The following is a 25388-nucleotide window of genomic DNA, read 5'->3' as shown; positions in this document are numbered from 1 at the left end:
GATTTAGTGCTCATTCAACCGCGCAAGCTGCCGGTCGTGCCACCTCGAGAGCAGCCATAGGGCAATCAGTGTCCCAATCAATGTGCATACCGTATCCCATTGCGTAGCTGGCTGGGTGAATGGCCGACCAAACGAATACAGCAGCAACGATCAGCAACAACAGACCATGAATGCGGGTTTGCCTTGCTTGTTCCACCTTTTTTCCTCCTTGGAACAGCGAGATTTGTCTATGGTCATTATTCGGAAAAACGCGGATTTTATACAAATGAATTTCATACGGAGAAGGGGCAGAACGGGTTTGTGTTGAAAAGAATATCGACAAGCGAAACAACAGTTTTTCGAATGTCTGATGAAAACGCCGGAGTTTCAGCGGTTATAGGAGCTGCTGTGGAAGCAGCGAGAAAAGAGGCGTTTCCTCCATGGATAGGGAAACATTCCTAATTTTCAACGAGGATGCGAATGTATATTCGCATTTGATTGATTTGATGGTATAATGAAACATGCACAGCCAAATGCAGGGTGGGCAGTGGCCACTCCCTGAACGAAAGGGGGTGGTGCTGATGATGTCGATTGCCGACGCGCTGACGCTCATGATTGCGTTTGCGTCACTCATCGTCGCGGTGATCGCCGTATCCAAAGACAAAAAGTAACCCACCCTGCTAGGCCGAGGCGAGGGTAGGTTACGATGCCCGAGGCTTGGGCCACTACGCTTCTTGCAGCGGCTGTGTATGGACAGGGCATTGGTGGCCGCCAATTCCCTGCTTTATTGTACGTTCCTTCTTCTTTATTATACGCGTATAAAGAAGGGGATGACAAGAACTTTAGAGAAAGGGACAGTGAAGATCGAAAAAAATGAAAAAGAGGGTTGACTCTTTCATTTTTTTATAGTAAATTTTACATTGTCGTTCCGATTCTGAAGGAACTGAAATATAAAGATACAAAAAAACTTGACAAAGTTTTGGATTGCTTTATAATAGAAATCGTCGCCATTGCCTAGTGGTGATAGCGGAGGGGAAACACCCGTTCCCATCCCGAACACGGAAGTTAAGCCCTCCAGCGCCGATGGTAGTTGGGGCCAGCGCCCCTGCAAGAGTAGGTCGCTGCTAGGCAAACAACGTGGAGTATTAGCTCAGCGGGAGAGCACCACGTTGACAGCGTGGGGGTCACTGGTTCGATCCCAGTATACTCCACCATCATGGGGCGTTAGTTCAGGGGGAGAACGCTTCGCTGGCAGCGAAGAGGTCAGGGGTTCAAATCCCCTACGCTCCATTGTATGCGGTCGTGGCGGAATGGCAGACGCGCTAGGTTGAGGGCCTAGTGGGGGCAACCCCGTGGAGGTTCAAGTCCTCTCGACCGCATCGCTCCAAACAGTTATGGAGGAGTACCCAAGTCTGGCTGAAGGGGTCGGTTTCGAAAACCGATAGGGGTGTCACAGCCCGCGGGGGTTCGAATCCCTCCTCCTCCGCCATAAATATTGACTTAGCTCAATTGGTAGAGACGAGCACCTGCTTCGTCGAGTCGGCTTCGAGTTGTCCCGACGCATCCAGCGTCTTCGAATTGGCTGGGAGAGGAAGGGACACAACAGAAGCCAAGGAGTCACGGTCTACTTCTATCATGCCGACTTAGCTCAATTGGTAGAGCAACTGAATCGTAATCAGTAGGTTGCGGGTTCGAGTCCTGCAGTCGGCATCACGATTACGGAGGGGTAGCGAAGTGGCTAAACGCGGCGGACTGTAAATCCGCTCCCTTTGGGTTCGGCGGTTCGAATCCGTCCCCCTCCATTTTTATTTCTTATAAGCGGGCCTATAGCTCAGCTGGTTAGAGCGCACGCCTGATAAGCGTGAGGTCGGTGGTTCAAGTCCACTTAGGCCCATCACTTATGATGGACGACAAGAATGATTCTTGTCGTCTTTTTTGCGTTGTCGCTAAAGGCATAATGTGCTCTACCATCTCCATGGAGAATCCTCTGACTTTCACATGTCAACGAAAGGGTGCCCCCGTTCAGACACCCTCCCTTGGTTTTTACTTGAAAGTGGTTTTAGCAGAGAAACTTCCGCTTCAAACAAAACTAGAAGCCGTTCACGGAACGATAGTCCGTTTGCCTAATGGACGTACTTCCCATAATCAGGGGTAGCGATACGGTCAAAATTACGGGCGAGTTTTGTCAACCCTTCACGCAGCTCTTTGCCGGCGACAGGAGCACCGTGTCCGGTGATGGCGACTGACGGAAAGAGTGCGGCTAACTTGCGCACCGACTCGCGGGCGGCGCGCCAATCGATGGTATAATAGCGCGGCGGGCCGCTGATTTCGATTTGTTGGGTCAACACTTTATACAGTGAATCTTGGCGGACGGTGACGAACGCGTCGCCGGCGATTAAAGCGGCGTCGCGCGGCCGAAATAACGAAATGTGGCCTGGCGTGTGCCCCGGTGTGTGGATCCAGTGGAACTCCGGCAAGTGCGGAACAGTGCCGTCCTCTGGCAGCGGATGAACGCGATCGCCCAGTTGAATCGGTTCATTTGGGAAAAACGGTGATATTTTGGCGATGAAGCCGCCCTCGACGGAAGCGTCAGGTTCAGGATAGCTCGCCTTTCCAGTCAAATACGGCAGTTCAGCCGGATGGGCATACACCGGGACATTCCAATGCTTGACAAGCTCAACAATCGCTCCAACGTGGTCAAAATGGCCGTGGGTTAAAACAATGGCTTGCGGGCGGCTGCCGCTGCCAAAGCGGTCTTCCACGACTGAAACAATGTCATCGGCTGATCCCGGCATGCCAGCGTCGACTAATACAAACGCGCGGTCATCCGGGCGGCCGACAAGACAAATGTTCACGATTTGGATCGTATGGCATTACAAATCGGGCAGCACGCTGACTCCGAGGCCGCTCGCTGCTGACATCGCAGGTATGAAACGATAGTCTTCTCCGTAGTGCAGTTGTTCCTCTGCCATGGGAACTCCCTCCTTGCACGAATGGATAGCCCATCGATAGGATTCCTTATCGAGAAGTGGGATATGCAACGCTAGGTTCGAACGGAAAACACCTTCCGCATTTTCCTCTTTGGCCGCTTGCTCGACATGCCCCGCCAAATAATGGTACTATAAAGGAAAGAAGGAAAGGAGGAAAACAGGATGAGCATTTTGAAAAAAGGATTGGCGTTCGGGCTTGGGCTTGCGATCGCCAGCAAAGAACAAGCGGAAAAATTGATCGATGAGTTGGTCAAAAAAGGAGAGTTGTCGCTTGATGAATCGAAGGAAGTGATCGATCAATGGAAGCAGCAAACCGAAGCGCGGAAAGCGGAAGTACAGCGGCTTGTACGCGAGCAAATCAAGCAGGTGATCGATAAACTCGACTTGGCGACGAAAGAAGACGTGCGGCAGCTCGAGGAGCGAATCCGCCGTCTTGAAGAAAAGGAACAAAGCGGGCAGTAAACCGATGCGGCCTGTCCGCTCGCTTTTTACCGCCTTAGGAGAGATGTCTCGATGATCGGAAAACGGGTGCGCCATATCGGAAGGTACCACGAAATCGCCGCCTCCTTGCTTCGGCACGGATTCGGGATGATCGTCGATGAGCTCGGCTTTTCGTCGTTTCTTTCGTTGCCGCCGCGATGGAGAGCGGAGCAAGGGAAAAAGGAAGGAAAAACGGTTGGGGAGCGGCTCCGCCTTGTGCTCGAGGAGCTCGGCCCGACGTTCGTGAAGCTCGGGCAAATTGCCAGCACACGGCCGGATTTGATTCCCGCTCCGATCATCAGTGAGCTCGAAAAGCTGCAAGACCAAGTTCCGCCGTTTCCGTTTGCCGATGTCCGCCGGATTGTCGAAGCGGAGTTTGGAAGTTCGCTGGAAACACTCTTTCGTTCATTTGAGGAAATGCCGCTCGCTGCCGCTTCGCTTGGACAAGTGCACCGGGCGGTTCTTCCTTCCGGACAGGCCGTGGCGGTGAAAGTGCAGCGCCCGCACATCGTTGCGCGGGTGGAGACGGATCTGGAAATTTTGCAAGATTTGGCCGTGCTGGCGGAACGCCGTCTCGATTGGGCGGCAACTTACCAATTGTCTGAGATTGTCGATGAACTGGCGCGTTCATTACGGCAGGAGCTGGATTATACAGTCGAGGCGCGCCATGCGGAACGGTTTGCACGGCAGTTTGCCGGCGATTCGTCGGTGTATGTCCCGAAGGTGTTTTGGGATTATACGACGAAAACAGTGCTCACGATGGAATATGTCGAAGGGATCAAACTCGGGGAGATCGAGCGGTTGAAAGCGAACGGTCACTCCTTAAAAACGATCGCCGAGCGTTTGGCTGAAGCAACCTTTCAACAAATGTTTGAGCATGGATTTTTTCATGGCGACCCTCATCCTGGCAATGTATTTGTTCTTGACGATGGAACGCTTTCCTTCATTGACTTTGGCTTGATGGGCCGCCTTCGACCTCATGTCAAACTTCATCTTTCTTCACTCATCATCGCCTTAATGCGGCAAAACACGGATGGGGTGTTGGGTGCGATTTACGGTTTAGGAATTGTTCCTGACGGAGTCGATGAAGGAAAATTGCGCGATGATATTGACGAGTTGCGGGAGAAATACTACCGCGTCCCGCTCGGTGAGATCAGTCTTGGGGAAGCCGTCGAGGATTTGCTTTCGGTGGCATTTCGCCATGGCATTCGCATCCTAAGCGATTTGACGCTGTTAGGGAAAGCGCTGTTGACGGTCGAAGGGGTGGTGGAAATGCTTGATCCGCAGTTTCGCATCATGGATGTGGCCGAACCGTTTGGGCGGAAGCTGTTGAAAGACCGTCTTCGGCCTGACCGGGTGGCGGAAACGGCGTGGAAACGGATTTTCGACTACGGTGAATGGCTGCTTCGCTTGCCGGACAGCGTAAAGGAATGGACGAAAATGATGCGGCATGGCAAGCTTCGATTGGAAATCACGGCGCCTGATTTGGAAACGCTGCTAAAGAAGCTCGATCAGATTACGAACCGACTGTCCATTAGCATCGTTCTTCTTTCGTGGAGCATCGTCATGGCTGGCATGATGATCGCTTCATCGTTCGGACGGCAGTCGATGCTGCTATGGAAAATTCCTGCTGTTGAAATCGGATTAGGTGTGTCCGCTTTTCTTTTTGGTTGGCTGCTTTACTCGATTTTTCGTTCGGGAAAGTTTTAGCGTTTGTTGCACAATGATCTCTTTGTTCAGAAATTCTTGAAAGGTTGATGCAGTCCGATCGATGGAAGGTGTCCCAAAAACAGCGGGACACCTTTTTTCATCCATCATCCATTTGCGCGAAGCACGTTTGTTAAGCCATGCTAGGCAGCCTGATGGAGAGGAAAGCCGGTGAGGGCGCGGGAATAAATGCCATGCTTTGGATTATACTATATAGACTCTCATGACAAAAAAATTTCGTCACCATCAGAAGGATGAAAAGACCTCCTATGTTGAATTTTACAACTTTACACATTTTGGAGTTCGGGTATTTTCAGGATAGATGCAATTTGAAGATTTACCATTTGTAGCTTTTATCGACTGTCAGGCGACCGAACAACGCCGCTTCACAGACCCATATATGGGTCTGTGAAGCAGGTGGTTGTTCGGTCTTCCGTCACGCCTTGGCGTGACGGGGCAAGCCTATGGCTTGCCTTCGACAGTCGAAAATGGACAAACCGCTTTTCCGTCAAGGATATGTTAAACTTCTTCGTTGCATCTATATAACAGTGCTGTCAAGGACAGCGTTTAGGGAGTGGGAAATAAATCGTCCCCAAAACGCGCGCTCTCCGCTTGCGGCTTCCTCATTCCGCTACGGGCGATGGGGATGGATTGTCGTCCACCTCATGGCCATGACGACTGTTTTTTTAGCGGGCGTGTATGCGGGATGGGGCCTGCGTATAAGCGGCTTGTAGCCAAAACCGAAATGGAGCTGTTTTAAAAAGGGCTAAACCATTTTCTGTCTCATAGAAGGATTTTTCTTTCTCGATCGCGAAACAAGTACTGCAAAACCAAAGAGGGAAGGAGAGAACCCGATGCCCATTGTCAACCCAAGCCGGGAAGAAATCGGCGACATTTTGTGCAAGGCGAAGCGGATTGCCGTTGTCGGCTTGTCCAACAATCCCGAGCGCGAGTCGTATATGGTGGCGAAGGCGATGAAAGACGCCGGATACGAAATCATTCCGGTTAATCCGATGATCGAGGAATGGGAAGGCATTCCAGCGGTCGACAAACTGACGGATATCGAAGGACATGTCGATATCGTCGATGTGTTTCGCCGTTCCGAACATTTACCGGAGCTCGCCCGCGAGTTTGTGCAAATCGATGCGGACGTATTTTGGGCGCAGCTTGGCGTCGTCAATGAAGAAGCATACGCGTTTTTAAAGGAAAAAGGCTATACGGTGATTATGGATCGCTGCATTAAAGTAGAACACGCGCTCACGAAACGCCCGTAACAGGCAAAGCGCGCCATTGACGAAACGGCCATCTTCTCTAAGATGGTCCTTTCGTTTTTCAGGCGCCGTTGTCCGATTTTGTCAAGCGGTGTCAAAAGACAATGGACAGCTGGTCATTTTATGATACAATAAAACAGAAACAGATGTTCTTGTTTTGGCAGAAAGGGGTGGGCTTGTGGCAAAGCAAGCGATACATGACTATAACGAAGATGCCATTCAAGTGTTAGAAGGGCTTGAGGCGGTGAGGAAGCGGCCGGGGATGTACATCGGCAGCACCGACAGCCGCGGGTTGCATCATCTTGTTTATGAAATCGTCGACAACTCGGTCGATGAAGCGTTGGCCGGATATGGAAATTACATTTTGGTGCAAATACATAAAGACAACAGCATCACCGTCCTTGATGAAGGGCGCGGCATGCCGGTTGGGATGCATAAACTTGGCAAGCCGACGCCGGAGGTCATTTTGACGGTGCTCCATGCCGGGGGCAAGTTCGGCCAGGGCGGCTATAAAACGAGCGGCGGCCTGCACGGGGTCGGGGCTTCGGTTGTCAACGCTTTGTCGGAATGGCTCGTCGTCACGATCCACCGCGATGGCTTCATGTACCGCCAACGGTTTGAGCATGGCGGCAGGCCGGTGACAACGCTTGAAAAAATCGGGACGACGGACAAAACCGGGACGATCATTCACTTTAAGCCGGATCCGACGATTTTCAGCACAACGGTGTTCAATTACGAAACCTTGAGTGAACGGCTGCGCGAGTCGGCGTTTTTGTTAAAAGGGCTGAAAATTGAGCTCGTTGACGAACGGACCGGCATGCGGGAGGTGTTCCATTACGAAAACGGGATTGAAGCGTTTGTGGCCTATTTGAATGAGGAGAAAGATGTGCTCCACCCGGTTGTGTATTTTTCTGGTGAGCAAAACGGCATTGAGGTCGAGTTTGCGTTTCAGTTCCATGATGGTTACTCGGAAAACGTCTTGTCATTTGTCAACAACGTGCGCACAAAAGACGGCGGGACGCATGAAGCCGGGGCGAAAACGGCGATGACGCGCGTCTTTAACGAATACGCCCGCCGCGTCGGCTTGCTTAAGGAAAAGGATAAAAATTTAGAAGGAACGGATATTCGCGAAGGGCTGTCGGCGATCGTCTCGGTGCGCATCCCGGAGCATTTGCTTCAGTTTGAAGGGCAGACGAAAGGCAAGCTCGGGACGAGCGAGGCGCGTTCAGCCGTCGATGCGGTTGTTTCCGAGCAATTGACGTACTTTTTGCAAGAAAATCCGGACGTGAGCACGATGCTCATCAAAAAAGCGATCCGGGCGTACCAAGCGCGCGAAGCGGCCCGCAAAGCGCGCGAAGAGGCGAGAAGCGGCAAAAAGCGGAAAGGGAAAGAGGCGCTCTTAAGCGGCAAGCTGACGCCGGCGCAAGGGCGCAATCCGCAAAAAAACGAGCTGTATTTGGTCGAAGGCGATTCGGCGGGCGGTTCGGCGAAACAAGGGCGCGACCGCCGCTTCCAGGCGGTCCTTCCGCTACGCGGGAAAGTCATCAACACGGAAAAGGCGAAGCTTGGCGATATTTTGAAAAACGAGGAAATCAATACGATCATCCACGCCATCGGCGGCGGCGTCGGCGCTGATTTTTCGCTCGATGATGTCAACTACGACAAAGTGATCATTATGACCGACGCCGACACGGACGGCGCCCATATTCAAGTGCTGCTTTTGACGTTTTTTTACCGCTACATGCGTCCGCTCATTGAAGCGGGAAAAGTGTACATCGCCTTGCCGCCGCTTTATAAAATCAGCAAAAAAAGCGGCAAAAAGGAAGTCATCGAATACGCATGGACGGATGAGCAATTGCGGGAAATCACGAAACGAATGGGCCGCGGCTATACGATTCAGCGCTACAAAGGGCTTGGCGAAATGAACGCCGATCAATTGTGGGAAACGACGATGAATCCGGAAACGCGCACGTTGATCCGCGTGCGCATTGAAGATGCGGCTCGCGCCGAGCGGCGGGTGACGACACTGATGGGCGATAAAGTCGAGCCGCGCCGCAAATGGATTGAAACGCATGTTGCCTTTGGGCTTGAGGAAGAGCCAGGGTGGATCGGCTGATGGCGGCGCGAAAAGACGCCGCCATGATTGCGCCGATGTCTTGTAGGAAAGGAGAGGTATGATGGCAGAGCGATTGTTGGAATTGCCGTTAGAAGACGTGCTTGGCGACCGCTTCGGCCGCTACAGCAAATACATCATCCAAGACCGGGCGCTGCCCGATGCGCGCGACGGGCTGAAGCCCGTGCAGCGCCGCATTTTGTATGCGATGTACATCGATGGCAACACGGCCGATAAACCGTTTCGTAAGGCGGCGAAAACGGTTGGGAACGTGATCGGCAATTTTCATCCGCATGGCGACTCGTCAGTGTACGAGGCGATGGTGCGGATGAGCCAAGAGTGGAAGCTGCGCAACGTGCTGATTGAAATGCATGGCAACAATGGCAGCCTCGACGGCGACCCGCCGGCGGCGATGCGCTACACGGAAGCGCGCTTGTCGGCGATCGCCGCTGAGTTATTGCGCGACATTGACAAGCAAACGGTCGCGTTTGTGCCGAACTTTGACGATACGACGGAGGAGCCGACCGTCTTGCCGGCGATGTTTCCGAACTTGTTGGTGAATGGCTCGACCGGGATTTCGGCCGGCTATGCGACCGACATTCCGCCGCATGCGCTCGGCGAGGTGATCGATGCTGTCCTGATGCGGATTGACCGGCCGGATTGCACGGTTGAGGAGCTGATGACCGTCCTTCCCGGCCCTGATTTTCCGACCGGCGGCATCATCCAGGGGAAAGACGGCATCCGCAAGGCGTATGAGACCGGCCGCGGGAAAATCATCATCCGCGCCAAAGCCGCCATCGAGCAGGCGAGAGGCGGGAAAAAGCAGATTGTCATCACGGAGTTGCCGTATGAAGTGAACAAGGCGAATTTGGTGAAAAAAATTGACGAGCTTCGTTTGGACAAAAAGCTCGACGGCATTGCTGACGTCCGCGATGAAACGGACCGGAACGGGCTGTCGATCGTCATCGAGCTGAAAAAAGACGCCGATGCCGAGGCGATCCTTAACTATTTATACAAAAACACCGATTTGCAAGTGCCATACAGCTTCAACATGGTGGCGATCCATGAACGCCGGCCGAAGCTGATGAGCTTGCCGGAGCTGTTGGATGCCTACATCGCCCACCGGAAGGACGTCGTCACGAACCGTTCGCATTTTGAGCTCAAAAAAGCGAACGAGCGGAAGCATATTGTCGACGGGTTGATCAAAGCGCTCTCGATTTTGGATGAGGTGATCGCGACGATTCGGGCGTCGAGTGACAAGCGCGATGCGAAAGATCGGCTGATGGCAGGCTACGGGTTCACCGAGGCGCAAGCGGAAGCGATCGTGACGCTTCAGCTTTACCGGCTGACAAACACCGATATCGCCGCGCTTCGGCAGGAAGCGGAAGAGCTCGACAAAACGATCGCCGAGCTGAGCGCGGTGTTGGCCGATGAGAACAAGCTGTTGTCGGTCATTAAAAAAGAATTGAAGGCCATGAAAAAGCAATATGCTGACGAGCGGCGGACGGCGATTGAAGAGGAGATCGAAGAGCTGAAAGTGAACGTTGAAGCGCTCATTCCGGCTGAAGATGTGATCGTGACCGTGACAAAGGAAGGATACGTGAAACGAACGAGCTACCGTTCGTACAGCGCATCGAACGGTCAGGACATCGGCATGAAGGAGACCGACCGTCTGCTCGCCCAGCTCGAGATGAATACGACCGATGTGCTCTTGCTGTTCACCCGCCGCGGCTATTATTTGTATTGCCCGGTTCATACGCTGCCGGACATCCGCTGGAAAGAGGTCGGCCAGCATATTTCAAGCTTGATTCCGCTGGAACGCGACGATGAGCTCATCGCCGCTGTCCCTGTTTCCTCGTTTGAGACGGACGAACAGCTCGTCTTCGTCACGAGGCAAGGGATGGTGAAACGGACCGAGCTTTCCCAATACCAAGTGCAGCGCTACACGCGCCCGCTTGTTGCGGTCCATGTGAAAGACGATGATGAGGTCGCCGCCGTCTATGCGACGGACGGCCGCGGCCTCCTTTGGCTGGCGACGCATGATGGCTATGCACTTTTGTTTGCCGAAGAAGAAATCAGCCTGGTCGGCGTGCGCGCTGCTGGGGTGAAAGGGATTCAACTAAAAGAAGGAGACTTTGTCGCCGCCGCCTGCCCGCTTCGCCCTGAAGACCGCGGTTTTCTCGTTGTCGCGACGCAGCGCGGGGCGGTGAAAAAAATGGCGCTAGGCGAGTTTGAGCCATCCTCGCGCGCCAAGCGGGGTGTGCGAATCGTGCGCGAAGTGAAATCAAACCCGCACTGCGTGGCCGGAGCGGTTTTGGTCGGCGAGAGCGAGGGGACGGTCGGGCTGCGGACGGAAAAAGGGGCGACGGAGATGGTGGAGACTGCGTCGCTTCGCTTGTCGGACCGCTACGCCACCGGCTCGTTTGTCATCGATACGGATGAAGCGGGAGCAGTGGTGGACGTCTGGAAAGAACCGGCGAAGGGGATTGGCAAAGGAGAAGAAGGATGAGGGCGGACCGTTCGGATGTGCCTGCCGGTCGGCGCGCGTTGTTTGAGGGCGGAAAACCGCGGGCGAAAGCCCCGCGCTTTCAAACCAACGCTTGTTTGCCGCCAAGTCCATGTTGGAGATTGATCAACAAAATAGGGAACGAAAAAGGGCGCTCCTTTTCATGGAGCCCCTTTTTCGATTGCGGCCTTTCCATTCGGGAATTACCAAAACTTCCACCATTTGTTCGTCCGGGAGCGGCCGGCGTTGGTGTTGGCTGCTGTTTGCCGAAAGGAAAGCACCAGTTCCCGGAAAGCTTTTTCCCGCTCGATAATGCGCTGTTCGAGCTGTTTTCGCTCCTGTTCTTGCCTTGCTTTTTCTTCGTGACAAAAGGCGACGACCGTTTCCAAATGTTCGTGCAGCTGCTCGGTTTTTTGCTGCCACGCTTCTTGGTAGTCTTGAAGGGAGCGGCGCACGGTTTCCGCCGCAGCGCTCGTCTGCTCGCCGAGGTGGTCGAGTTGCCCTTTGACCTCCCTCATCGCCTGTTGGATGGTGTCGGCTGCCTCGCGCTTGACGGCGTCGACGAGCTCGTCTTTTACGCGGGCGACGAGCTGTTCTGCTATGTACGGGGCCCCATGGCGCAACAAACGGGGCACGTCAATAATTTCCCCTTCCATCACATCGGGTTCCACCGGAGCAGGTGGATCGGCGGGCCGCCCGTTCATCTGGGTGATGAGATCCGCGATTTCGCGCGGATGGCGGCCTTCCTCGAGCAACATACGGATTTGACGAAATCGATGGATCAGCTCGTCGGTATAAATGCGCGCCCCTTGGCTGGTGCGGGGAACGGTGATCCATTGAGTGAATTGCTTTTCCCACTGTTTCAAGTCGCGGGCGGTCGTCCCGATTTTTTTCGCTGCTTCGCGGAGTGTATAGGTTTTCATCGCATTTCCTCATCCTTTCTCGTCTTTTGGCATTGATTTGCGTTATGTTTTATTTTCCTACTCGGTCATTGATTTTCCTGCCGCTTGACAAAACATAACAAAAGAAGTGGAAGTTAGCAAAAAAACAACAACTATTGTCGAAAAATGAAGGTGGTCATCGAAAGATGTTGACAAACAAGGCGGGGGCTGGAATGCGCTCTTTTGGTGCAACCACGATCAGCCGCGCATCGTGTCGCGCTATGGCGATGACGGGACGTATTGGAAAGAATCAGCCAAAATGTTGGCGACGACTACCAAGGCGAAGAAATCGGCATGACGGATCCGAAATTCACCGATATCCGCGATTACCGCGACGTCGAGTCGCTCAATATGTACCGGATTTTGCTTGAACAAGGCAAAAGTGAGCAAGAAGTGATGGAAATGGTGATTCTTATATTTGTCGATTTTGCGCGCCGGAAATGACGGCGGCGGCCTGGGCCGCGAATCGAATCGCATGGCGCTGCGCCTTTGGGCCGCGGCGTTTTTTTTTATGGCGTCCGATGGTTATTTAATAAACAAAACTATGTTCTAAATAATCAACAAAATCATAAACGAACAGCATTATGGCTATCCTTGTTAACAGCAAGATCGCAAAGGGGGATGCCGGTGTGGAAGGAACATGGTGGTCGCTATTGCCTTTTCTTTTGATCATTCCGCTCGCCATTTGGCTGAAAGAAATTTTGCCCGGTCTTATAGCCGGGCTGCTTGTCGGGGCGTTTTGCCTTGAGCGGTCGCTTGTTGGCGGCATCGAGCGGGCGCTGTCCGCCATTGTTCATTCGCTCAGCGATGTTGAACACATGAAGGTGGCAGCGTTTTTGTACTTGTTCGGCTCGCTTGTCGGCATGATGCAAATCACCGGTGGGATCAAAGGGTTTGTCGAGAAGCTGTCTGGGCGCATCCGCACGAAGCGCAGGCTTTTGTTGTTCGTTTGGTTGACGGTGCCGGTGACGTTTTTTATGCCGATGTTCCGCATTATGCTCCTCGGTCCGGTGATGAAGGCGGTGCTTCGCCAGTTTCGCATCGACCGGCGCCGGATGGCGTACATCATCGATGTGTCCACTGAACCGATCATCGTGCTTCTGCCGGCGGCAACGGCGTTTGTCGGCTTTATGACGTCTGTTGTAGCGGCGGCGCTGGCGCAAAACGATATTCATGAACCGGCGTATGGCGTTTTTTTGCGCAGCTTGCCGTACAATCTGTTTGCCATTATCGCGCTGATAATCGGGCTGCTGACGACGATGCTGAACATCCGCATCGGCAAGCCGCGGGCGAAAAAAGGAGAGGAGAAAACAAACGAACTGCACGGCCTCGGGCTGCGCAAAGAATTGTCCCTTGTCACAGGAGAGCCGCTTCACCTTTTTGTCCCGCTGGCGTTGCTGCTCGGGCTAACGTTCGCTTTTTTTGCCTATGATGGTCGGCGGCGCGGGGCGCACGGCTGGCTAGAAGCGTTTTCGCAAGCGGATGCAACATGGGCGATGCTGTTGGCGCTGTTTGTGACCCTTCTTCTCTCGATGGGGTTTTATGTATGGCGCAGGCAGTCGCTGTCGGAGTTGATTTACCACTTTTTCGCGGGGGGCAACGAGTTGATGGCGCCGATCGGCATGCTCGTTCTTGTTTGGGCCGTCTCCGCGGTGGCGGGGGAGCTCGGCTTTACCGCTTACGTGACTTCGACGTTTGGGACATGGCTTCCCGGGACGTTTGTGCCCGCGGCAGTGTTTTTGGCCGGATCGTTTTTGGCGTATTTTATCGGGTCCTCGTGGGGGACATGGGGCATTTTCATGCCGCTTGGCGTCACGCTCGCGCACGCGACTGGAGCGCCGCTTGAGATGACGGTCGGCGCGGTGTTTGCGAGCGGAACGTTCGGCGCGTTTGCCTCGCCGCTTGGCGATACGACCATCACGACAGCCGCCATCATGGATATGGACTTGATGAACTATGCGAAATACAAACTGCGCATTTCCTTGATTGGCGCCGGGCTGTCGCTTGCCGGGTACGTGCTGCTTCCGCTTTGGGCCGGGTGAGGAGAAGTGAACGCTTCGCTCTCCCTGCTCCTCACCTCTATCTAAACTATGTTCTAAATCATCAAATATCAAAAAACAAAACAGTCGCATCCATAAGCGAATCAAGCTATGATAAAAACAACATACTGACTAGTTGGTAAACACACTGCTGTGTCTGCCGTCAAAAAGGGGAGAGGGAACACGAATGAAAACGCACACGATTACGGTCAATCCGCGTTTTTGTGAAACAGACGCGCTCGGACATTTAAGCAACATCAGCTATTTTATTTATTTGGAAGAAGCGCGCACCCGTTTGTTCGATGAGCTGAGCCACGGCGGACGTACGGACGAATGGCACTTTATTTTGGCGTCTACGAAGTGCGACTTTATTCGCCAAGCGTTTTTCGGGCGGCGGTTGCGGGTGGAAACGAATGTCTCCCGCATTGGCAACAAAAGCTTTCAATGCATCCATCGCATCGTCGAGGAGGAAACAGGTACGCTCATTGCCCTCGGAGAGGCGGTCGTCGTCCATTTTAACTTCCATACCCAAACAAGCGAACCGCTCCCGGACGAGCTGCGGGCGCGGCTGGCGGAGTACCTTGTTTCCACTGAACAAGCCGCGCCGTGCAACCCGCCCAAAAATGTATAATCCTCTTTAGATTGTTTGAACGATCCGCCCACCCGGCGGATTGTTGTTTTTTCTGGACCAATCGTCAAAAGGATACATACTCTGTATTGAGAATAGGCTGATTGCGGAAAGGGGGAGCAGTGATGATGATTCGGGCGACGATTGGCCATGCGACGTATACGTGCCGCGGTGAGCTCGAGACGTATTTTCAGCCGTTTCGCGACGGAACGATTGGCCGCTTTCATCCGTTTTCCACCCCGTTTGGCGAGCAGCGGCTTCTTTACGCCGACTGGACGGCAAGCGGACGGCTGTATCGCCCGATTGAGGAGAAAATGGCCCGTGAACTCGGCCCGTTCGTCGGCAACACCCATACTGAGTCGAACGTGACCGGGACGAAAACGACGCTTGCCTATCACTATGCAAAAGAAATCATCAAACAGCACGTTCATGCCGGGAAAAACGATGCCTTGATCATGCAAGGCGCCGGGACCACAAGCGCCGTCAACAAGCTGCAGCGTCTGCTTGGCTTGCGCGTACCGGAACGGTGGAAGCGCCGCTTGTCCCTTCATGATGAGGAGCGGCCAGTCGTTTTTGTCACCCATATGGAGCACCATTCAAATTTATTGCCATGGGTGGAAACGATCGCTGAAGTCGTGACGATTCGGCCGACCCAAAACGGGGATGTCGATCTTGACCATTTGCGGGAGCTGCTCGAGCGCTACCGCGATCGGCCGCAAAAGATCGGCGCATTCACCGCCTGCTCGAACGTAACTGGGATCGAAACGCCGTATCATGCCTTGGCGAAACTGATGCATGAATATGGCGGGTTTTGCTTCGTCGACTTTGCCGCTTCCGCCCCGTATGTGCGCATCGATATGCACCCGGATGACCCGATGGAACAGCTAGATGCCATTTATTTTTCGCCGCACAAATTTCTTGGCGGACCGGGAAGCGCAGGAGTGCTTCTCTTTGACAGCCGGCTGTATGACCAAAAGGCGCCTGACCATCCAGGAGGCGGAACGGTGTATTGGACCGACCCGTGGGGGCATTACGAATACGTAGAGGCAATCGAAGAGCGGGAAGACGGGGGAACGCCGCCGTTTTGGCAAACGATCAAAGCAGCGCTCGCCATCCAGCTGAAAGAGCAAATGAACATAAAACGAATGCGCGCCCGCGAACAGGAGCTCGTATCGCTCCTATTACCGGCGTTAAAAGACATTCCCGGCGTCCGCGTGCTTGAAGGACATCGGGACGACCGTCTTGGCATCATCTCATTTGTCATAGATGGATTGCATTACAACCTTGTTGTCAAACTGCTGAATGATCGCTTCGGCATTCAAGCGCGCGGCGGTTGTTCATGCGCCGGGCCGTACGGCCATTATTTGCTTGGCATCGATCAAGAGCAGTCCGCCGCCTTGCTCAACGAAGTCAAAAGCGGCAACTTGTTGGCAAAACCGGGCTGGGTGCGCGTGTCGCTTCATCCGACGATGACGAATGAAGAAGTGTATACGATCCTTCATGCCGTCCGCCAAATCGCCCGCTATGGCCGCCGCTGGCAAGAGGAGTATGTATACGATGCGGCGAAAAACGAGTTTGTCCATCGCCACGATGACCGATATGTCCGCCATTTCTTTCTGTTGTAATGCATTTTCATTTCCTCATCAATGCAAAACCGGTACAATAGAGGCATCCTGGAAAAAAGAAGGGGAGAACGATGAACGAATTGTACCATCTGCTTGTGCGGACCGAACGGGAAGAAGAGCTTCACCGCCGGGCATGGCGCCTCGCTGAACAGTTTGCCGCCCGCGCGGCGCATTATGATGAGCGGGCCGAGTTTCCGTTTGCCAACTTCGCTCTGTTAAAAGAAGCCGGATTTCTGTCGTTGACCGTCCCGGCCGAATACGGAGGCGGCGGGGCCTCGCTGTACGAGCTCGTGCTCGTGCAAGAGACGCTGGCCCAAGGCGACGGCGCCACCGCCTTGTCACTCGGTTGGCATTTAAGCATTGTCATGCGCCTGTATTTGCTGCGCCGCTGGCCGGAAGCGGTGCTCATCCGCCTGGCCAGCGAGATCACGGAACGCCATGTGTTGATAAACAGCGCCCATTCTGAACGGGCAACCGGCAGCCCGGCGCGCGGCGGTAAACCGGAAACGACGGCCGTCTTTCGCCATGGCCGCTGGGTGCTTCGGGGGCGAAAGACATTTGCATCGTTAGCCCCTGCGCTCGATTACGTATTGATTTCCGCCACGATGGAAGATGGTCGGGTCGGTGAATTTCTCGTTCCGATGTCTGCTTCAGGCATCCGCATCGAGCCGACGTGGAACACGCTTGGCATGCGGGCGACGCGCAGCGATGATCTTGTTCTTGAAGAAGTCGAAGTCGACCAAGAGGCGCTCGTAGAGACGCTTGGAGAAGCGAACGAAGCCACTCCGGCACAAGGATGGCTTTTGCATGTTCCGGCATGCTACTTAGGGATCGCCATCGCCGCCCGCAATGAGGCGCTCCGCTTTGCCCAAACGTACCAACCGAACACGTTGTCGCAGCCGATCGCCTCGACGCCGGAGGTGCAGCGGAAAATCGCCGAGATGGAGTGGCGCCTCGTTCACGCCCGTCATTTTCTGTATAGCATCGCCGATTTATGGGATCGATACCCTGACAAACGTCATGAAATGAAAGAGGAACTGGCAACCGCCAAGTTCATTGCGACGAATACCGCGCTCGAGGTTGTCGATTGGGCGATGCGCATCGTCGGGGGACAAAGTTTGTATGCTGATAGTCCGCTTGGGCGCTATTACCGCGACGTGCGCGCCGGACTCCATAACCCGCCGGCTGACGACTTGACGATCGCGTGGCTCGCCAAGCGGGCGCTTGCCGGCAGTCGAACGCGCGCAAAAGATGACGCCTAAGCAGCCAACCAATGCAGGTTGACTCAAGAACATTCAACGTGTGTTTTCCAGACAAATCGAAACCGCTGTCCCTAAATGCGAGGGACAGCGGTTTTTTAACGGTCATTTTCCCGTGTTTTCGTTCTCTGCCTCCAGCGCAGCGCGCAAAAAGGAAGGCAACGCGAAGCATTGGCGGAATACAGCGTCATTGACGTATTTTGTATCTTCGGGAATCGCTGTTTGCTTCGGCAGCTCAAGCGGCCGTTTCGAGCCGATTGTAAAGCTCCACAATCCGCCCGGGTACGTCGGCACAACCGCCGTGTACACGAGCACATGCGGGAACAATTCGCGAATGTTGCGGTATGTCCGCTTCAAAATATCGAGATGGAAAATGGGCGACTGGCTTTGGCACACCATGAGCCCGTCCTCTTTTAATGCCCGGTGCACGTTGGCATAAAACTCCGGTGAAAACAGCGCCTCAGCCGGGCCGACCGGGTCGGAGGAGTCGATCATGATGACGTCGTACTCGCGTTCCTTTCCGCGCACAAAGGCGACACCGTCGCCATAAATGAAGTGGACGCGCGGGTCGGACAAATTGCCGGAGACAGCCGGCAAATGTTCTTTGCACGCCCGGACGACCTTCTCATCAATTTCCACCATCTCGATCGCCTCGAGGCGGGCATACTTAGCCGTTTCTCTGGCTGCCCCGCAGTCTCCCCCGCCGATGATCAGCGCCCGTTTGGCTTCCGGATGAAACTGAAGCGGCACGTGCGAAATCATCTCATTATAAATATGGCCGTCAATCGAGGTCGTTTGCACGACGCCGTCCAGTACGAGCATGCGGCCAAAATCATACGAATCCAAAATCATGACATGCTGATACTCGGATGGCTCGGCAAAGATCACCTCTTTGATCCGGTAGCTAATTTTCAAATTGTCGCGGTCATCTTCGGTGAGCCAAAGCTCTCCGTTGTCCATATGCAAGTAAGGGGGTAAAGCGCTTCCTTCGTGTTTCATTGTGACCTCCTTTAGTCATGCAGATGTTTTCACACCTTTCTAATCTTAATATATTCTTCGTCTTGTGGCAAACAAAGGGGATGTGATCGGCCGGTGCCGGACGTGTTCATCCCGCCGCCCATGTTCGACGACTGGTTGCGTTTTTCCGGCCGCTCCTCGTCTTGGCCGCCGCAGCCGGCACAAAGGCTGACCGCTAACGCGCAAATGGCGGCAAGCGGCATCATCCATCGTTTTCGCATCTTTTCCTCCTCCTTTCGTTTCCATCATAAACTGAGACGGCGGGCGACGACCACGACATCGTATGATTCCATCGTTCCGTCTCCCTTCATGCGGCGATGCTTGCTTATAGTGTGCCTGTTCGGCAAAAAATAACACTCCCCGGCACCCGGCCGGAGAGTGTCTATCGATCGCGCCGCTTTCCAAGCAAAGCACGAAGCGACGTACGGTTTTCAAGCAAATCAGCGAGCGTATACGCATCGAGCACACGCAAAAACGCTTCTAACGCCTCGCGAAGCGCAAAACGGAGCCGGCATGAAGGCGTCAGCACGCATTCATTACCGTGAGCGGCGAAGCACTCCACAAGCGACAAATTGTCTTCCGTCTCGCGAACGACCGCACCGATGACAATCTCCTCCGGCCGTTTCGCCAGGCGAATCCCGCCGTTGCGTCCGCGGATCGTTTCGATGTAGCCAAGCTTGCCGAGCTCATGGACGATTTTGCTTAAATGATGCTCAGAGAGGGAAAACGCAGTGGAAATTTCTTTGATATTTGTTTTTTCGCCTTCATCGAGCGTTCCTAAAAACAGCAGCACACGCAACGCATATTCTGTATAGTTCGTCAGCTGCATGGTCATCCACAACCTTTAGACAAGATGGTTGCTTCCATTGTATCACACCTGTCTGTGCGAGGGAATTGTGAACAATTTATTAAAGATGTATTTGAAATGTTGCTTTTTCACTATGCGTATGATTGAATAAAACATGTATTTAAAATACATGTTTTATGAGAGGAGATGAAACATGGCTAAGACAACGGCTTTGCACCCAAAAACGATTGAAATCGTCAAATCGACCGTACCGATGTTGGAGCAGCACGGCGAACAGATTACCAAACGGTTTTACCAATTGATGTTTTCGAACCATCCAGAATTGTTGAATATTTTCAACCATGCCAACCAAAAACAAGGGCGGCAGCAACGCGCCTTGGCGGCAGCCGTGTACGCGGCAGCGCGCTATATCGATCAATTGGACGCCATTTTGCCGGTCGTGCGGCAAATCGGCCATAAACACCGGAGTTTAGGCATTAAACCGGAACAATACCCGATTGTCGGAAGGCACTTGCTGCTAGCGATCAAAGACGTGCTCGGCGACGCTGCCACTGATGACGTGATAACGGCTTGGGCGGCAGCGTATGAAGCCATTGCCGCTGTTTTCATTCAAGTCGAGAAGGAGCTCTACGATGAAGCTGCGGCCAAGCACGGCGGCTGGCGCGGTTTCCGCCGCTTTGTCGTCACAAAAAAGGTGAAGGAAAGCGACGTCATCACGTCGTTTTATTTCGAGCCGGAAGACGGCGACGCCATCAGCGACTATTTACCAGGTCAATACGTGAGCGTAAAACTGGACATCCCTGGTGAAACGTATACGCACATTCGCCAATACAGCTTATCGGACGCCCCTGGCAAAGGGTATTACCGCATCAGTGTCAAACGGGAAGCAGCAACAGCGGAAAAACCAGCCGGCATCGTGTCGAACTATTTGCATGACCACATTCACGAAGGCGATGTCGTCGAGTTAAGCGCTCCAGCCGGCGACTTTACGCTCGACTTGACACACGAAACGCCGGTTGTGCTGATCAGCGGCGGCGTTGGGGTCACTCCGCTTTTAAGCATGGCGAATACATTGGCCATCCGTCAGCCGAATCGTCCGGTGACGTTTCTTCAAGCTGCCCTAAACGGCCGCGTGCAAGCCTTTGACGAAGAGTTGCGGGCATTGGCCAAACGCCCGTCGTTTGCCTACCATCTCTGTTACGAATCGCCGTCTGAAGACGACCGCCGTCATCCGCATTTCGGCAAAGAAGGACGGATCGACCTTGCTTGGATGAAAACGGTCATTCCGACTCGCGACGCTGACTTTTATTTCTGCGGCCCAGTGCCATTTATGAAAACGGTCTACCGCGCCTTAGCAGAGTGGGGCGTGCCGGAAGAACGCATCCATTACGAATTTTTCGGCCCGGCCGGCGATTTGACGAAAGACTGATCACGGGCAGACCAAAGGGTGTCTCCTACATAACGAGACACCCTTTGATCTGCCATTTTACTCGAGGGGAGATGTTCTTTTGAATATCGCCCCTTCCGCCGCAGGGGCAAAGGCGGCTTTTCTTGCAAAAAAGATGGACCGTGCAGTTGGCAAGCGGATGATTTTTTTGTATGATGAAAACCAAACGACGGAAAGAAAAGGGAGAGAACAACATGACGACATTTCGCCAACATCGCTGGCAATCATTTTTGCAAGGCTATGAAGATCGCGCCCGCCTGCTCATTTCCTGTCCGGATCGTCCAGGTATTGTCGCCGCGGTCACGTCCTTCTTGTATGAGCAAGGCGCCAATATCGTCGAATCGAGCCAATACTCGACCGATCCGAAAGGGGGTACGTTCTTCCTCCGTTTGGAGTTTGACTGCCCGAACATCACGGAACGAAAAGACCAGATCGAAGCGGCCTTTGCCCCGATCGCCGCTGAATTTCAGATGCGTTGGCAGCTTCGGCTGCACAACGACATTCGGCGAATCGCGATTTTTGTCTCCAAAGCTGAGCATTGTCTGCTTGAACTTCTTTGGCAATGGCAGGCGGGAGAGCTGATCGCCGACATCGCCCTTGTCATCAGCAACCACCCCGACTTGCGCGAGACGGTCGAGTCATTTGGCATCCCTTATGTGCATATTCCGGTGACGAAAGAAACGAAAGCGGACGCCGAAGCCGAACAAATCCGTCTGCTTCGCGACTATCAGATCGACACCATCGTGCTTGCCCGCTACATGCAAATTTTGTCGCCGGCGTTTGTCGCTGAATTCCCGGGACGGATCATCAACATCCACCACTCATTTTTGCCCGCCTTTATTGGTGCGCGTCCGTATGAGCGGGCGTATGAGCGCGGCGTCAAATTGATCGGCGCCACATCGCACTACGTCACCGACGATTTGGATGAAGGGCCGATCATCGAGCAAGACGTCGCCCGCGTGGACCACCGCCACCATCCCGACGATTTAAAGCGGATCGGCCGCCTGATCGAAAAAACCGTGCTCGCCCGGGCGCTCAAATGGCATTTGGAAGACCGGGTCATCATCCACGGAAACAAAACGATCGTGTTTTATTGAACCCAAGCGGGAGAGGATTTTTCCTTTCCCGCATGGTATAATGAAGATAAGCAGGATTTGGCCGCCCAAAGAGCGAAATTTCATCCGTAGGGAAGGAGGGAAAAAGCCTATGGGAGAAAAACGGACGCCCAGCGGTTTTCTGTTAAAACAACGTGCGTTTTTAAAACTGTATTTAATCACGTTAACGGAACAAGAACGGTTGTATGGACTGAAGCTGCTTGATGTGCTGCGCCAAGAGTTTAAACCGTTCGGCTACCAGCCGAACCATTCCGAAGTGTACAAAGCGCTCCACGATTTGATTGAAGACGGCATTTTAAAGCAAGTCAAGCAGAAAAAAGAAGGCATGAAGTACCAAGAAGTTGTGTACTACCGCTTCGCGGAAGGGGGGCAGGAAAAGGCGAAATTGTACAAACGCCAACTGAAAGCGGAGCTGGACCGGTGTGCGGCGCTCATTCGCAAGGCGATTGAGGACAACTTCAGTTGAGGGCGCCTCTTTTTCTATGAAAATAATGAATCCATGAGCGGCTATTTTCATGCTTGGGTGGCGAGTAAAAGCTTACTCATGGATGTTTTTTGTGTGTATTTACATAACATTTTTATGGTGAATTCTGTTTGTTTTGCATCCCACCGAACGATTTAGTAGAATGGGAGAAGGACACGACAACAGAGAGGAAGACGTAGGATGTTGGCATGGCCACAGGTTGTCATAAGGGAAATGGAAACACGAAAAGCGTTATTCCGCCATGATCCAGATCACGCGCTGATCGGCTCCGGCGGGTATACGGCGGAAGACGAAGCGATCGTGCACGATGCGGCCATCGCCCTGGCGCTTGGAAAAAACGTACTGTTAAAAGGTCCAACCGGATCGGGGAAAACGCGGCTAGCGGAAACGTTGTCCGCCTTGTTCGGGCAGCCGATGCACAGCATCAACTGCTCTGTGGACCTTGATGCCGAGGCGCTGCTTGGGTTTAAAACGATCGTGCACCGCGACGGCCAAGCGGTGATCGAATATGTGCCCGGTCCGGTCATCCGGGCGATGGAGAAGGGGCATTTGCTATACATTGATGAAATCAATATGGCCAAACCTGAGACGCTGCCAATCTTAAACAGCGTGCTTGACTATCGGCGCCGCCTCACCAATCCGCTCACTGGCGAGGTCGTCGAGGCGAAGCCGACGTTTGGCGTCATTGCGGCGATCAACGAAGGTTATATCGGCACCGTGCCGCTCAATGAAGCGTTAAAAAACCGCTTCGTCGTCATCGATGTCCCATATGTGCAGGGGGAGACGTTAAAATCGGTCATCATGGCACAAACTACATTAACAGACGATGCGTTGATCAACCGTTTCGTCGCCTTGTCAGCCGACTTGCTGGCGCAGGTGCGAAACGGGCAAGTGGCAGAAGAAGTGGCTTCCGTACGCGCCTTGCTCGATGCGTGCGATCTGGCGGTGCATATCCCGCCGCTGCGCGCCATTGAACGAAGCATCATCGACAAGCTCGACGATGAACGGGAGCGGGCGGCGGTGCGCAATATCGCGGAAACATGGTTTGACGAGTAGGAGGCGGCCATGGAACGGTTTATGATGTTCAACGATCGGCCGATCGATCCGTTTTTGGTGATGCAGCTCGCCGATCTCGCCCGAACACTCGCCCGCCGTCCTGACATGACGGTCGAGTTCGCCGCCCATTCCGGGATGCATCCGGTTAAGCCAACGGTGTACGTCAGTCAGTTTTGGGATGTGTATCCGCCAAAGGAGAAAGAAACGGCGATGAAAAGCGATGTCGCCTTGCGCGTCATCGGCACGCGGCGGCATACGGACCTAGCGGCGGTCCGCGCATTTCGGCAAGCAGCCGAAGCGCACCCATGGCCGAAACTGGCGAAACAGCTGTTTTCGTTGGCTGAGGATCTTCGTGTTGAGGCCCTCTGCGAGCGAGAACGGCCCGGGGTGAAACGTTGGTTTCGCACGCGCCGCCGCCTTTACCGTCGCTACTTCACCCAGCAATGGCAGGCAAACCAAACCCGCGGCGCCGCCGCCGATCAATTTTTGGCGGCGATGTATTTGCGGCTGACCGCCGACTCGCCGCTTGATGACGTTCCGCTCGCTCCGATGGCGGATGAAACGGTGCAGGCGCGCCTTGACGCGCTGTGGCCGCAATGGTTTGACGCGATGTCCACCGCGGATACGGCCCGCTGGGCGTTAGCCATCGTCGCATTGATGGAAGAGGCGCTTGCCGGTGACATGGTGAACGCTTACACCTCGCTTCCATTTGTCGATGACGGGGACGATGAACCGAAGGTGACGGTTCGCGATTTGAAGCGGGTCGATCCGTTGGAAAACCGCGATGCAGCGGAAAATCCGTCAAACGGCAAAGCGCACCAGGAAGTGCTGTCGACGTGGCACCGGGAAACAAGCCGTCCGAATGGGAATTTTCTCCGCTTTGAGTTGGAACGCGGCACCCGCACTGGCATGCTTGGCGACGGGGCGAGGCCGGGGGACGATGGCGACCAGGCGCTCGCCATTGTCCAAGGAACGTCCCGGCCGGCGAAGCGAAACGAATACGGCCTCGAGGCGGCAGCCGCATTCCAGGAACATCGACTAGCCGGAGGCGGTGCTCCATATGGGGAAGCGAACCGCCAGGCAGCCATCATTGTTTTTTCTTCCCCGCCGCCAAGTCGTGACGAACGGGACGAATACCGCAGCAAACAGGCGGCGGCCGCGCCATACCGGAAGCGGCTTGTGCGCGTGATGGAGCAATGGCTCGAACACCAACGCAGCACGTGGCGCACGAACTTGCCGGCCGGACGGCTGCGCAAACAGCTCATACCGTTTTTCACCGACGAGCGGCCTCACCTGTTTTACAAAAAAGGCGAGCCAGCGCGGCGGTTCAACGCAGCGTTCGGCCTGCTTGTCGACTGCTCGGCGTCGATGCACGATAAAATGGATGAAACGAAAACGGGGCTCGTTCTCTGCCACAACGTGCTTCAAACGTTGCGTGTGCCGCACCAGATCGTCGGGTTTTGGGAAGACGCCAACGAGGCAACCGCGGCCAGACAGCCGAATTACTTGCAAGTGGCTGTTTCGTTCCGCGAGTCGTTGAACCCATCAAGCGGCCCGGCGATCATGCAGCTTGAGCCCCACGAAGACAACCGCGACGGGCTGGCGATCCGCTGGATGACTGAGCAACTTCTCCGCCGCCCGGAAACGCAAAAAGTGTTGCTCATCTTTTCTGACGGGGAACCGGCCGCCTATGGCTACGAACAAAACGGCATTATCGATACGCATGAAGCGGTGGCCGAAGCGCGGCGGCGCGGCATTGAGGTTGTCAACCTTTTTTTAGGCCGCGGGGCGGATGACGAATCGACGCGGCGGACGATTGAAAACATTTACGGCCGCTTTCGCGTTTTCGTTCCACAAGTGAGCGAGCTGCCCGACCGACTGCTTCCGCTTTTGAAAACGTGGCTGCAAAAAAGCTTGTAACAA

20 protein-coding genes, 7 tRNA genes, 1 rRNA gene and 2 pseudogenes are annotated in these 25388 nt (G+C 54.1%); 24 read left to right on the top strand and 6 right to left on the bottom strand.

Going from position 1 to position 25388, the window contains the following annotated elements:
- Nucleotides 1–10 precede the first annotated feature (10 nt).
- The gene (locus tag QSJ10_RS07685; protein WP_033014099.1) at nt 11–196 is read right to left on the bottom strand and encodes a hypothetical protein; all 186 of its coding nucleotides are present in this window, start codon (nt 194–196) and stop codon (nt 11–13) included.
- 364 nt (nt 197–560) lie between these two features.
- On the opposite strand from QSJ10_RS07685, the gene QSJ10_RS07680 reads away from it, so the two are divergent.
- From QSJ10_RS07680 to QSJ10_RS07640, 9 genes are all read left to right on the top strand, one after another.
- Entirely contained in the window at nt 561–650 is a 90-nt protein-coding gene (locus QSJ10_RS07680; RefSeq protein ID WP_021322622.1) for a putative holin-like toxin, read from the top strand.
- A gap of 342 nt (nt 651–992) precedes the next feature.
- Nucleotides 993–1109: ribosomal RNA gene (rrf, locus tag QSJ10_RS07675) — 5S ribosomal RNA — on the top strand.
- Nucleotides 1110–1118: 9 nt separating this feature from the next.
- Nucleotides 1119–1193 (top strand) — tRNA-Val (locus tag QSJ10_RS07670).
- A gap of 4 nt (nt 1194–1197) precedes the next feature.
- Nucleotides 1198–1269: transfer RNA gene (locus tag QSJ10_RS07665), tRNA-Ala, on the top strand.
- Nucleotides 1270–1275: 6 nt separating this feature from the next.
- Nucleotides 1276–1358 (top strand) — tRNA-Leu (locus QSJ10_RS07660).
- 17 nt (nt 1359–1375) lie between these two features.
- Nucleotides 1376–1468, top strand: a tRNA-Ser gene (locus tag QSJ10_RS07655).
- 148 nt (nt 1469–1616) lie between these two features.
- Nucleotides 1617–1689 (top strand) — tRNA-Thr (locus tag QSJ10_RS07650).
- Nucleotides 1690–1699: 10 nt separating this feature from the next.
- A tRNA-Tyr gene (locus QSJ10_RS07645) sits at nt 1700–1781 on the top strand.
- An 18-nt stretch (nt 1782–1799) separates the two neighbouring features.
- Nucleotides 1800–1873 (top strand) — tRNA-Ile (locus QSJ10_RS07640).
- A 229-nt stretch (nt 1874–2102) separates the two neighbouring features.
- Here QSJ10_RS07640 and QSJ10_RS07635 read toward each other — a convergent pair.
- A pseudogene (locus QSJ10_RS07635) lies at nt 2103–2951 on the bottom strand (MBL fold metallo-hydrolase).
- A 180-nt stretch (nt 2952–3131) separates the two neighbouring features.
- Between QSJ10_RS07635 and QSJ10_RS07630 the strand changes: the two are divergent.
- From QSJ10_RS07630 to parC, 5 genes are all read left to right on the top strand, one after another.
- Nucleotides 3132–3431 carry a phasin family protein gene (locus QSJ10_RS07630; RefSeq protein ID WP_033014101.1) on the top strand — a complete coding sequence of 100 codons (300 nt, stop codon included), beginning with the start codon at nt 3132–3134 and terminating at the stop codon, nt 3429–3431.
- Between the two features lie 51 nt (nt 3432–3482).
- On the top strand, nt 3483–5159 hold the full coding sequence (locus tag QSJ10_RS07625; RefSeq protein ID WP_053532827.1) for an ABC1 kinase family protein: 1677 nt from the start codon (nt 3483–3485) through the stop codon (nt 5157–5159).
- An 851-nt stretch (nt 5160–6010) separates the two neighbouring features.
- Nucleotides 6011–6430 (top strand): CoA-binding protein, encoded by a 420-nt coding sequence (locus QSJ10_RS07620; RefSeq protein WP_053532751.1) that lies wholly within the window; start codon nt 6011–6013, stop codon nt 6428–6430.
- A 175-nt stretch (nt 6431–6605) separates the two neighbouring features.
- On the top strand, nt 6606–8543 hold the full coding sequence (gene parE / locus QSJ10_RS07615) for a DNA topoisomerase IV subunit B (protein ID WP_033014105.1): 1938 nt from the start codon (nt 6606–6608) through the stop codon (nt 8541–8543).
- Nucleotides 8544–8604: 61 nt separating this feature from the next.
- Nucleotides 8605–11049 carry a DNA topoisomerase IV subunit A gene (gene parC, locus QSJ10_RS07610; RefSeq protein WP_033010911.1) on the top strand — a complete coding sequence of 815 codons (2445 nt, stop codon included), beginning with the start codon at nt 8605–8607 and terminating at the stop codon, nt 11047–11049.
- A 200-nt stretch (nt 11050–11249) separates the two neighbouring features.
- Here the strand turns inward: parC and QSJ10_RS07605 are convergent, their stop codons facing one another.
- A complete protein-coding gene (locus tag QSJ10_RS07605; protein WP_033014107.1) occupies nt 11250–11969 on the bottom strand; it encodes a MerR family transcriptional regulator in 720 nt (239 codons plus the stop codon).
- Between the two features lie 175 nt (nt 11970–12144).
- Here QSJ10_RS07605 and QSJ10_RS07600 point away from each other — a divergent pair.
- From QSJ10_RS07600 to QSJ10_RS07580, 5 genes and pseudogenes are all read left to right on the top strand, one after another.
- Nucleotides 12145–12395: pseudogene (locus QSJ10_RS07600) on the top strand (alpha-amylase family glycosyl hydrolase); the annotation flags it as partial.
- 221 nt (nt 12396–12616) lie between these two features.
- Nucleotides 12617–14029 (top strand): Na+/H+ antiporter NhaC family protein, encoded by a 1413-nt coding sequence (locus tag QSJ10_RS07595; protein ID WP_049626147.1) that lies wholly within the window; start codon nt 12617–12619, stop codon nt 14027–14029.
- A 184-nt stretch (nt 14030–14213) separates the two neighbouring features.
- Nucleotides 14214–14657 carry an acyl-CoA thioesterase gene (locus tag QSJ10_RS07590; protein WP_033014112.1) on the top strand — a complete coding sequence of 148 codons (444 nt, stop codon included), beginning with the start codon at nt 14214–14216 and terminating at the stop codon, nt 14655–14657.
- A gap of 122 nt (nt 14658–14779) precedes the next feature.
- Entirely contained in the window at nt 14780–16279 is a 1500-nt protein-coding gene (locus QSJ10_RS07585; RefSeq protein WP_053532750.1) for an aminotransferase class V-fold PLP-dependent enzyme, read from the top strand.
- Between the two features lie 71 nt (nt 16280–16350).
- A complete protein-coding gene (locus tag QSJ10_RS07580; protein WP_053532749.1) occupies nt 16351–17541 on the top strand; it encodes an acyl-CoA dehydrogenase family protein in 1191 nt (396 codons plus the stop codon).
- Between the two features lie 102 nt (nt 17542–17643).
- Here the strand turns inward: QSJ10_RS07580 and speE are convergent, their stop codons facing one another.
- From speE to nsrR, 3 genes are all read right to left on the bottom strand, one after another.
- Entirely contained in the window at nt 17644–18537 is an 894-nt protein-coding gene (gene speE / locus QSJ10_RS07575; RefSeq protein ID WP_033014118.1) for a polyamine aminopropyltransferase, read from the bottom strand.
- 29 nt (nt 18538–18566) lie between these two features.
- Nucleotides 18567–18776 carry a hypothetical protein gene (locus QSJ10_RS07570; RefSeq protein WP_033010925.1) on the bottom strand — a complete coding sequence of 70 codons (210 nt, stop codon included), beginning with the start codon at nt 18774–18776 and terminating at the stop codon, nt 18567–18569.
- 161 nt (nt 18777–18937) lie between these two features.
- Complete coding sequence (gene nsrR / locus QSJ10_RS07565) at nt 18938–19384, bottom strand: nitric oxide-sensing transcriptional repressor NsrR (RefSeq protein WP_033014120.1); 447 nt, start codon at nt 19382–19384, stop codon at nt 18938–18940.
- A 172-nt stretch (nt 19385–19556) separates the two neighbouring features.
- Here nsrR and hmpA point away from each other — a divergent pair, with 172 nt between their 5' ends.
- The 5 genes from hmpA (at nt 19557) to QSJ10_RS07540 (ending at nt 25385) form a co-directional block, all read left to right on the top strand.
- Nucleotides 19557–20792, top strand: a complete 1236-nt coding sequence (hmpA, locus tag QSJ10_RS07560; RefSeq protein ID WP_049624284.1) for an NO-inducible flavohemoprotein — start codon at nt 19557–19559, stop codon at nt 20790–20792.
- Nucleotides 20793–21004: 212 nt separating this feature from the next.
- Complete coding sequence (gene purU, locus QSJ10_RS07555) at nt 21005–21907, top strand: formyltetrahydrofolate deformylase (protein WP_033014125.1); 903 nt, start codon at nt 21005–21007, stop codon at nt 21905–21907.
- Nucleotides 21908–22016: 109 nt separating this feature from the next.
- On the top strand, nt 22017–22391 hold the full coding sequence (locus tag QSJ10_RS07550) for a replication termination protein (protein ID WP_033014127.1): 375 nt from the start codon (nt 22017–22019) through the stop codon (nt 22389–22391).
- Between the two features lie 198 nt (nt 22392–22589).
- Nucleotides 22590–23465, top strand: coding sequence for an ATP-binding protein (locus QSJ10_RS07545; RefSeq protein WP_033014130.1), 876 nt, complete (start codon nt 22590–22592; stop codon nt 23463–23465).
- Between the two features lie 9 nt (nt 23466–23474).
- Nucleotides 23475–25385 (top strand): nitric oxide reductase activation protein NorD, encoded by a 1911-nt coding sequence (locus tag QSJ10_RS07540; protein ID WP_053532748.1) that lies wholly within the window; start codon nt 23475–23477, stop codon nt 25383–25385.
- Nucleotides 25386–25388 lie beyond the last annotated feature (3 nt).

It is taken from the genome of Geobacillus stearothermophilus ATCC 12980 (genome assembly GCF_030369615.1).
GTDB classification, from domain to species: Bacteria; Bacillota; Bacilli; order Bacillales; family Anoxybacillaceae; genus Geobacillus; species Geobacillus stearothermophilus.
Note: the sequence above shows the minus strand (reverse complement) of the source record. Positions and strands in the feature narration are given on the sequence as shown.

Coding starts and splice junctions, on each gene's coding strand:
- QSJ10_RS07545 (WP_033014130.1), top strand. CDS start 22,590: ATGTTGGCATGGCCACAGGTTGTCATAAGGGAAATGGAAACACGAAAA.
- purU (WP_033014125.1), top strand. CDS start 21,005: ATGACGACATTTCGCCAACATCGCTGGCAATCATTTTTGCAAGGCTAT.
- QSJ10_RS07550 (WP_033014127.1), top strand. CDS start 22,017: ATGGGAGAAAAACGGACGCCCAGCGGTTTTCTGTTAAAACAACGTGCG.
- QSJ10_RS07625 (WP_053532827.1), top strand. CDS start 3,483: ATGATCGGAAAACGGGTGCGCCATATCGGAAGGTACCACGAAATCGCC.
- QSJ10_RS07585 (WP_053532750.1), top strand. CDS start 14,780: ATGATGATTCGGGCGACGATTGGCCATGCGACGTATACGTGCCGCGGT.
- QSJ10_RS07570 (WP_033010925.1), bottom strand. CDS start 18,776: ATGCGAAAACGATGGATGATGCCGCTTGCCGCCATTTGCGCGTTAGCG.
- QSJ10_RS07590 (WP_033014112.1), top strand. CDS start 14,214: ATGAAAACGCACACGATTACGGTCAATCCGCGTTTTTGTGAAACAGAC.
- parC (WP_033010911.1), top strand. CDS start 8,605: ATGGCAGAGCGATTGTTGGAATTGCCGTTAGAAGACGTGCTTGGCGAC.
- nsrR (WP_033014120.1), bottom strand. CDS start 19,384: ATGCAGCTGACGAACTATACAGAATATGCGTTGCGTGTGCTGCTGTTT.
- speE (WP_033014118.1), bottom strand. CDS start 18,537: ATGAAACACGAAGGAAGCGCTTTACCCCCTTACTTGCATATGGACAAC.
- QSJ10_RS07580 (WP_053532749.1), top strand. CDS start 16,351: ATGAACGAATTGTACCATCTGCTTGTGCGGACCGAACGGGAAGAAGAG.
- QSJ10_RS07680 (WP_021322622.1), top strand. CDS start 561: ATGATGTCGATTGCCGACGCGCTGACGCTCATGATTGCGTTTGCGTCA.
- QSJ10_RS07630 (WP_033014101.1), top strand. CDS start 3,132: ATGAGCATTTTGAAAAAAGGATTGGCGTTCGGGCTTGGGCTTGCGATC.
- QSJ10_RS07605 (WP_033014107.1), bottom strand. CDS start 11,969: ATGAAAACCTATACACTCCGCGAAGCAGCGAAAAAAATCGGGACGACC.
- QSJ10_RS07620 (WP_053532751.1), top strand. CDS start 6,011: ATGCCCATTGTCAACCCAAGCCGGGAAGAAATCGGCGACATTTTGTGC.
- QSJ10_RS07540 (WP_053532748.1), top strand. CDS start 23,475: ATGGAACGGTTTATGATGTTCAACGATCGGCCGATCGATCCGTTTTTG.
- hmpA (WP_049624284.1), top strand. CDS start 19,557: ATGGCTAAGACAACGGCTTTGCACCCAAAAACGATTGAAATCGTCAAA.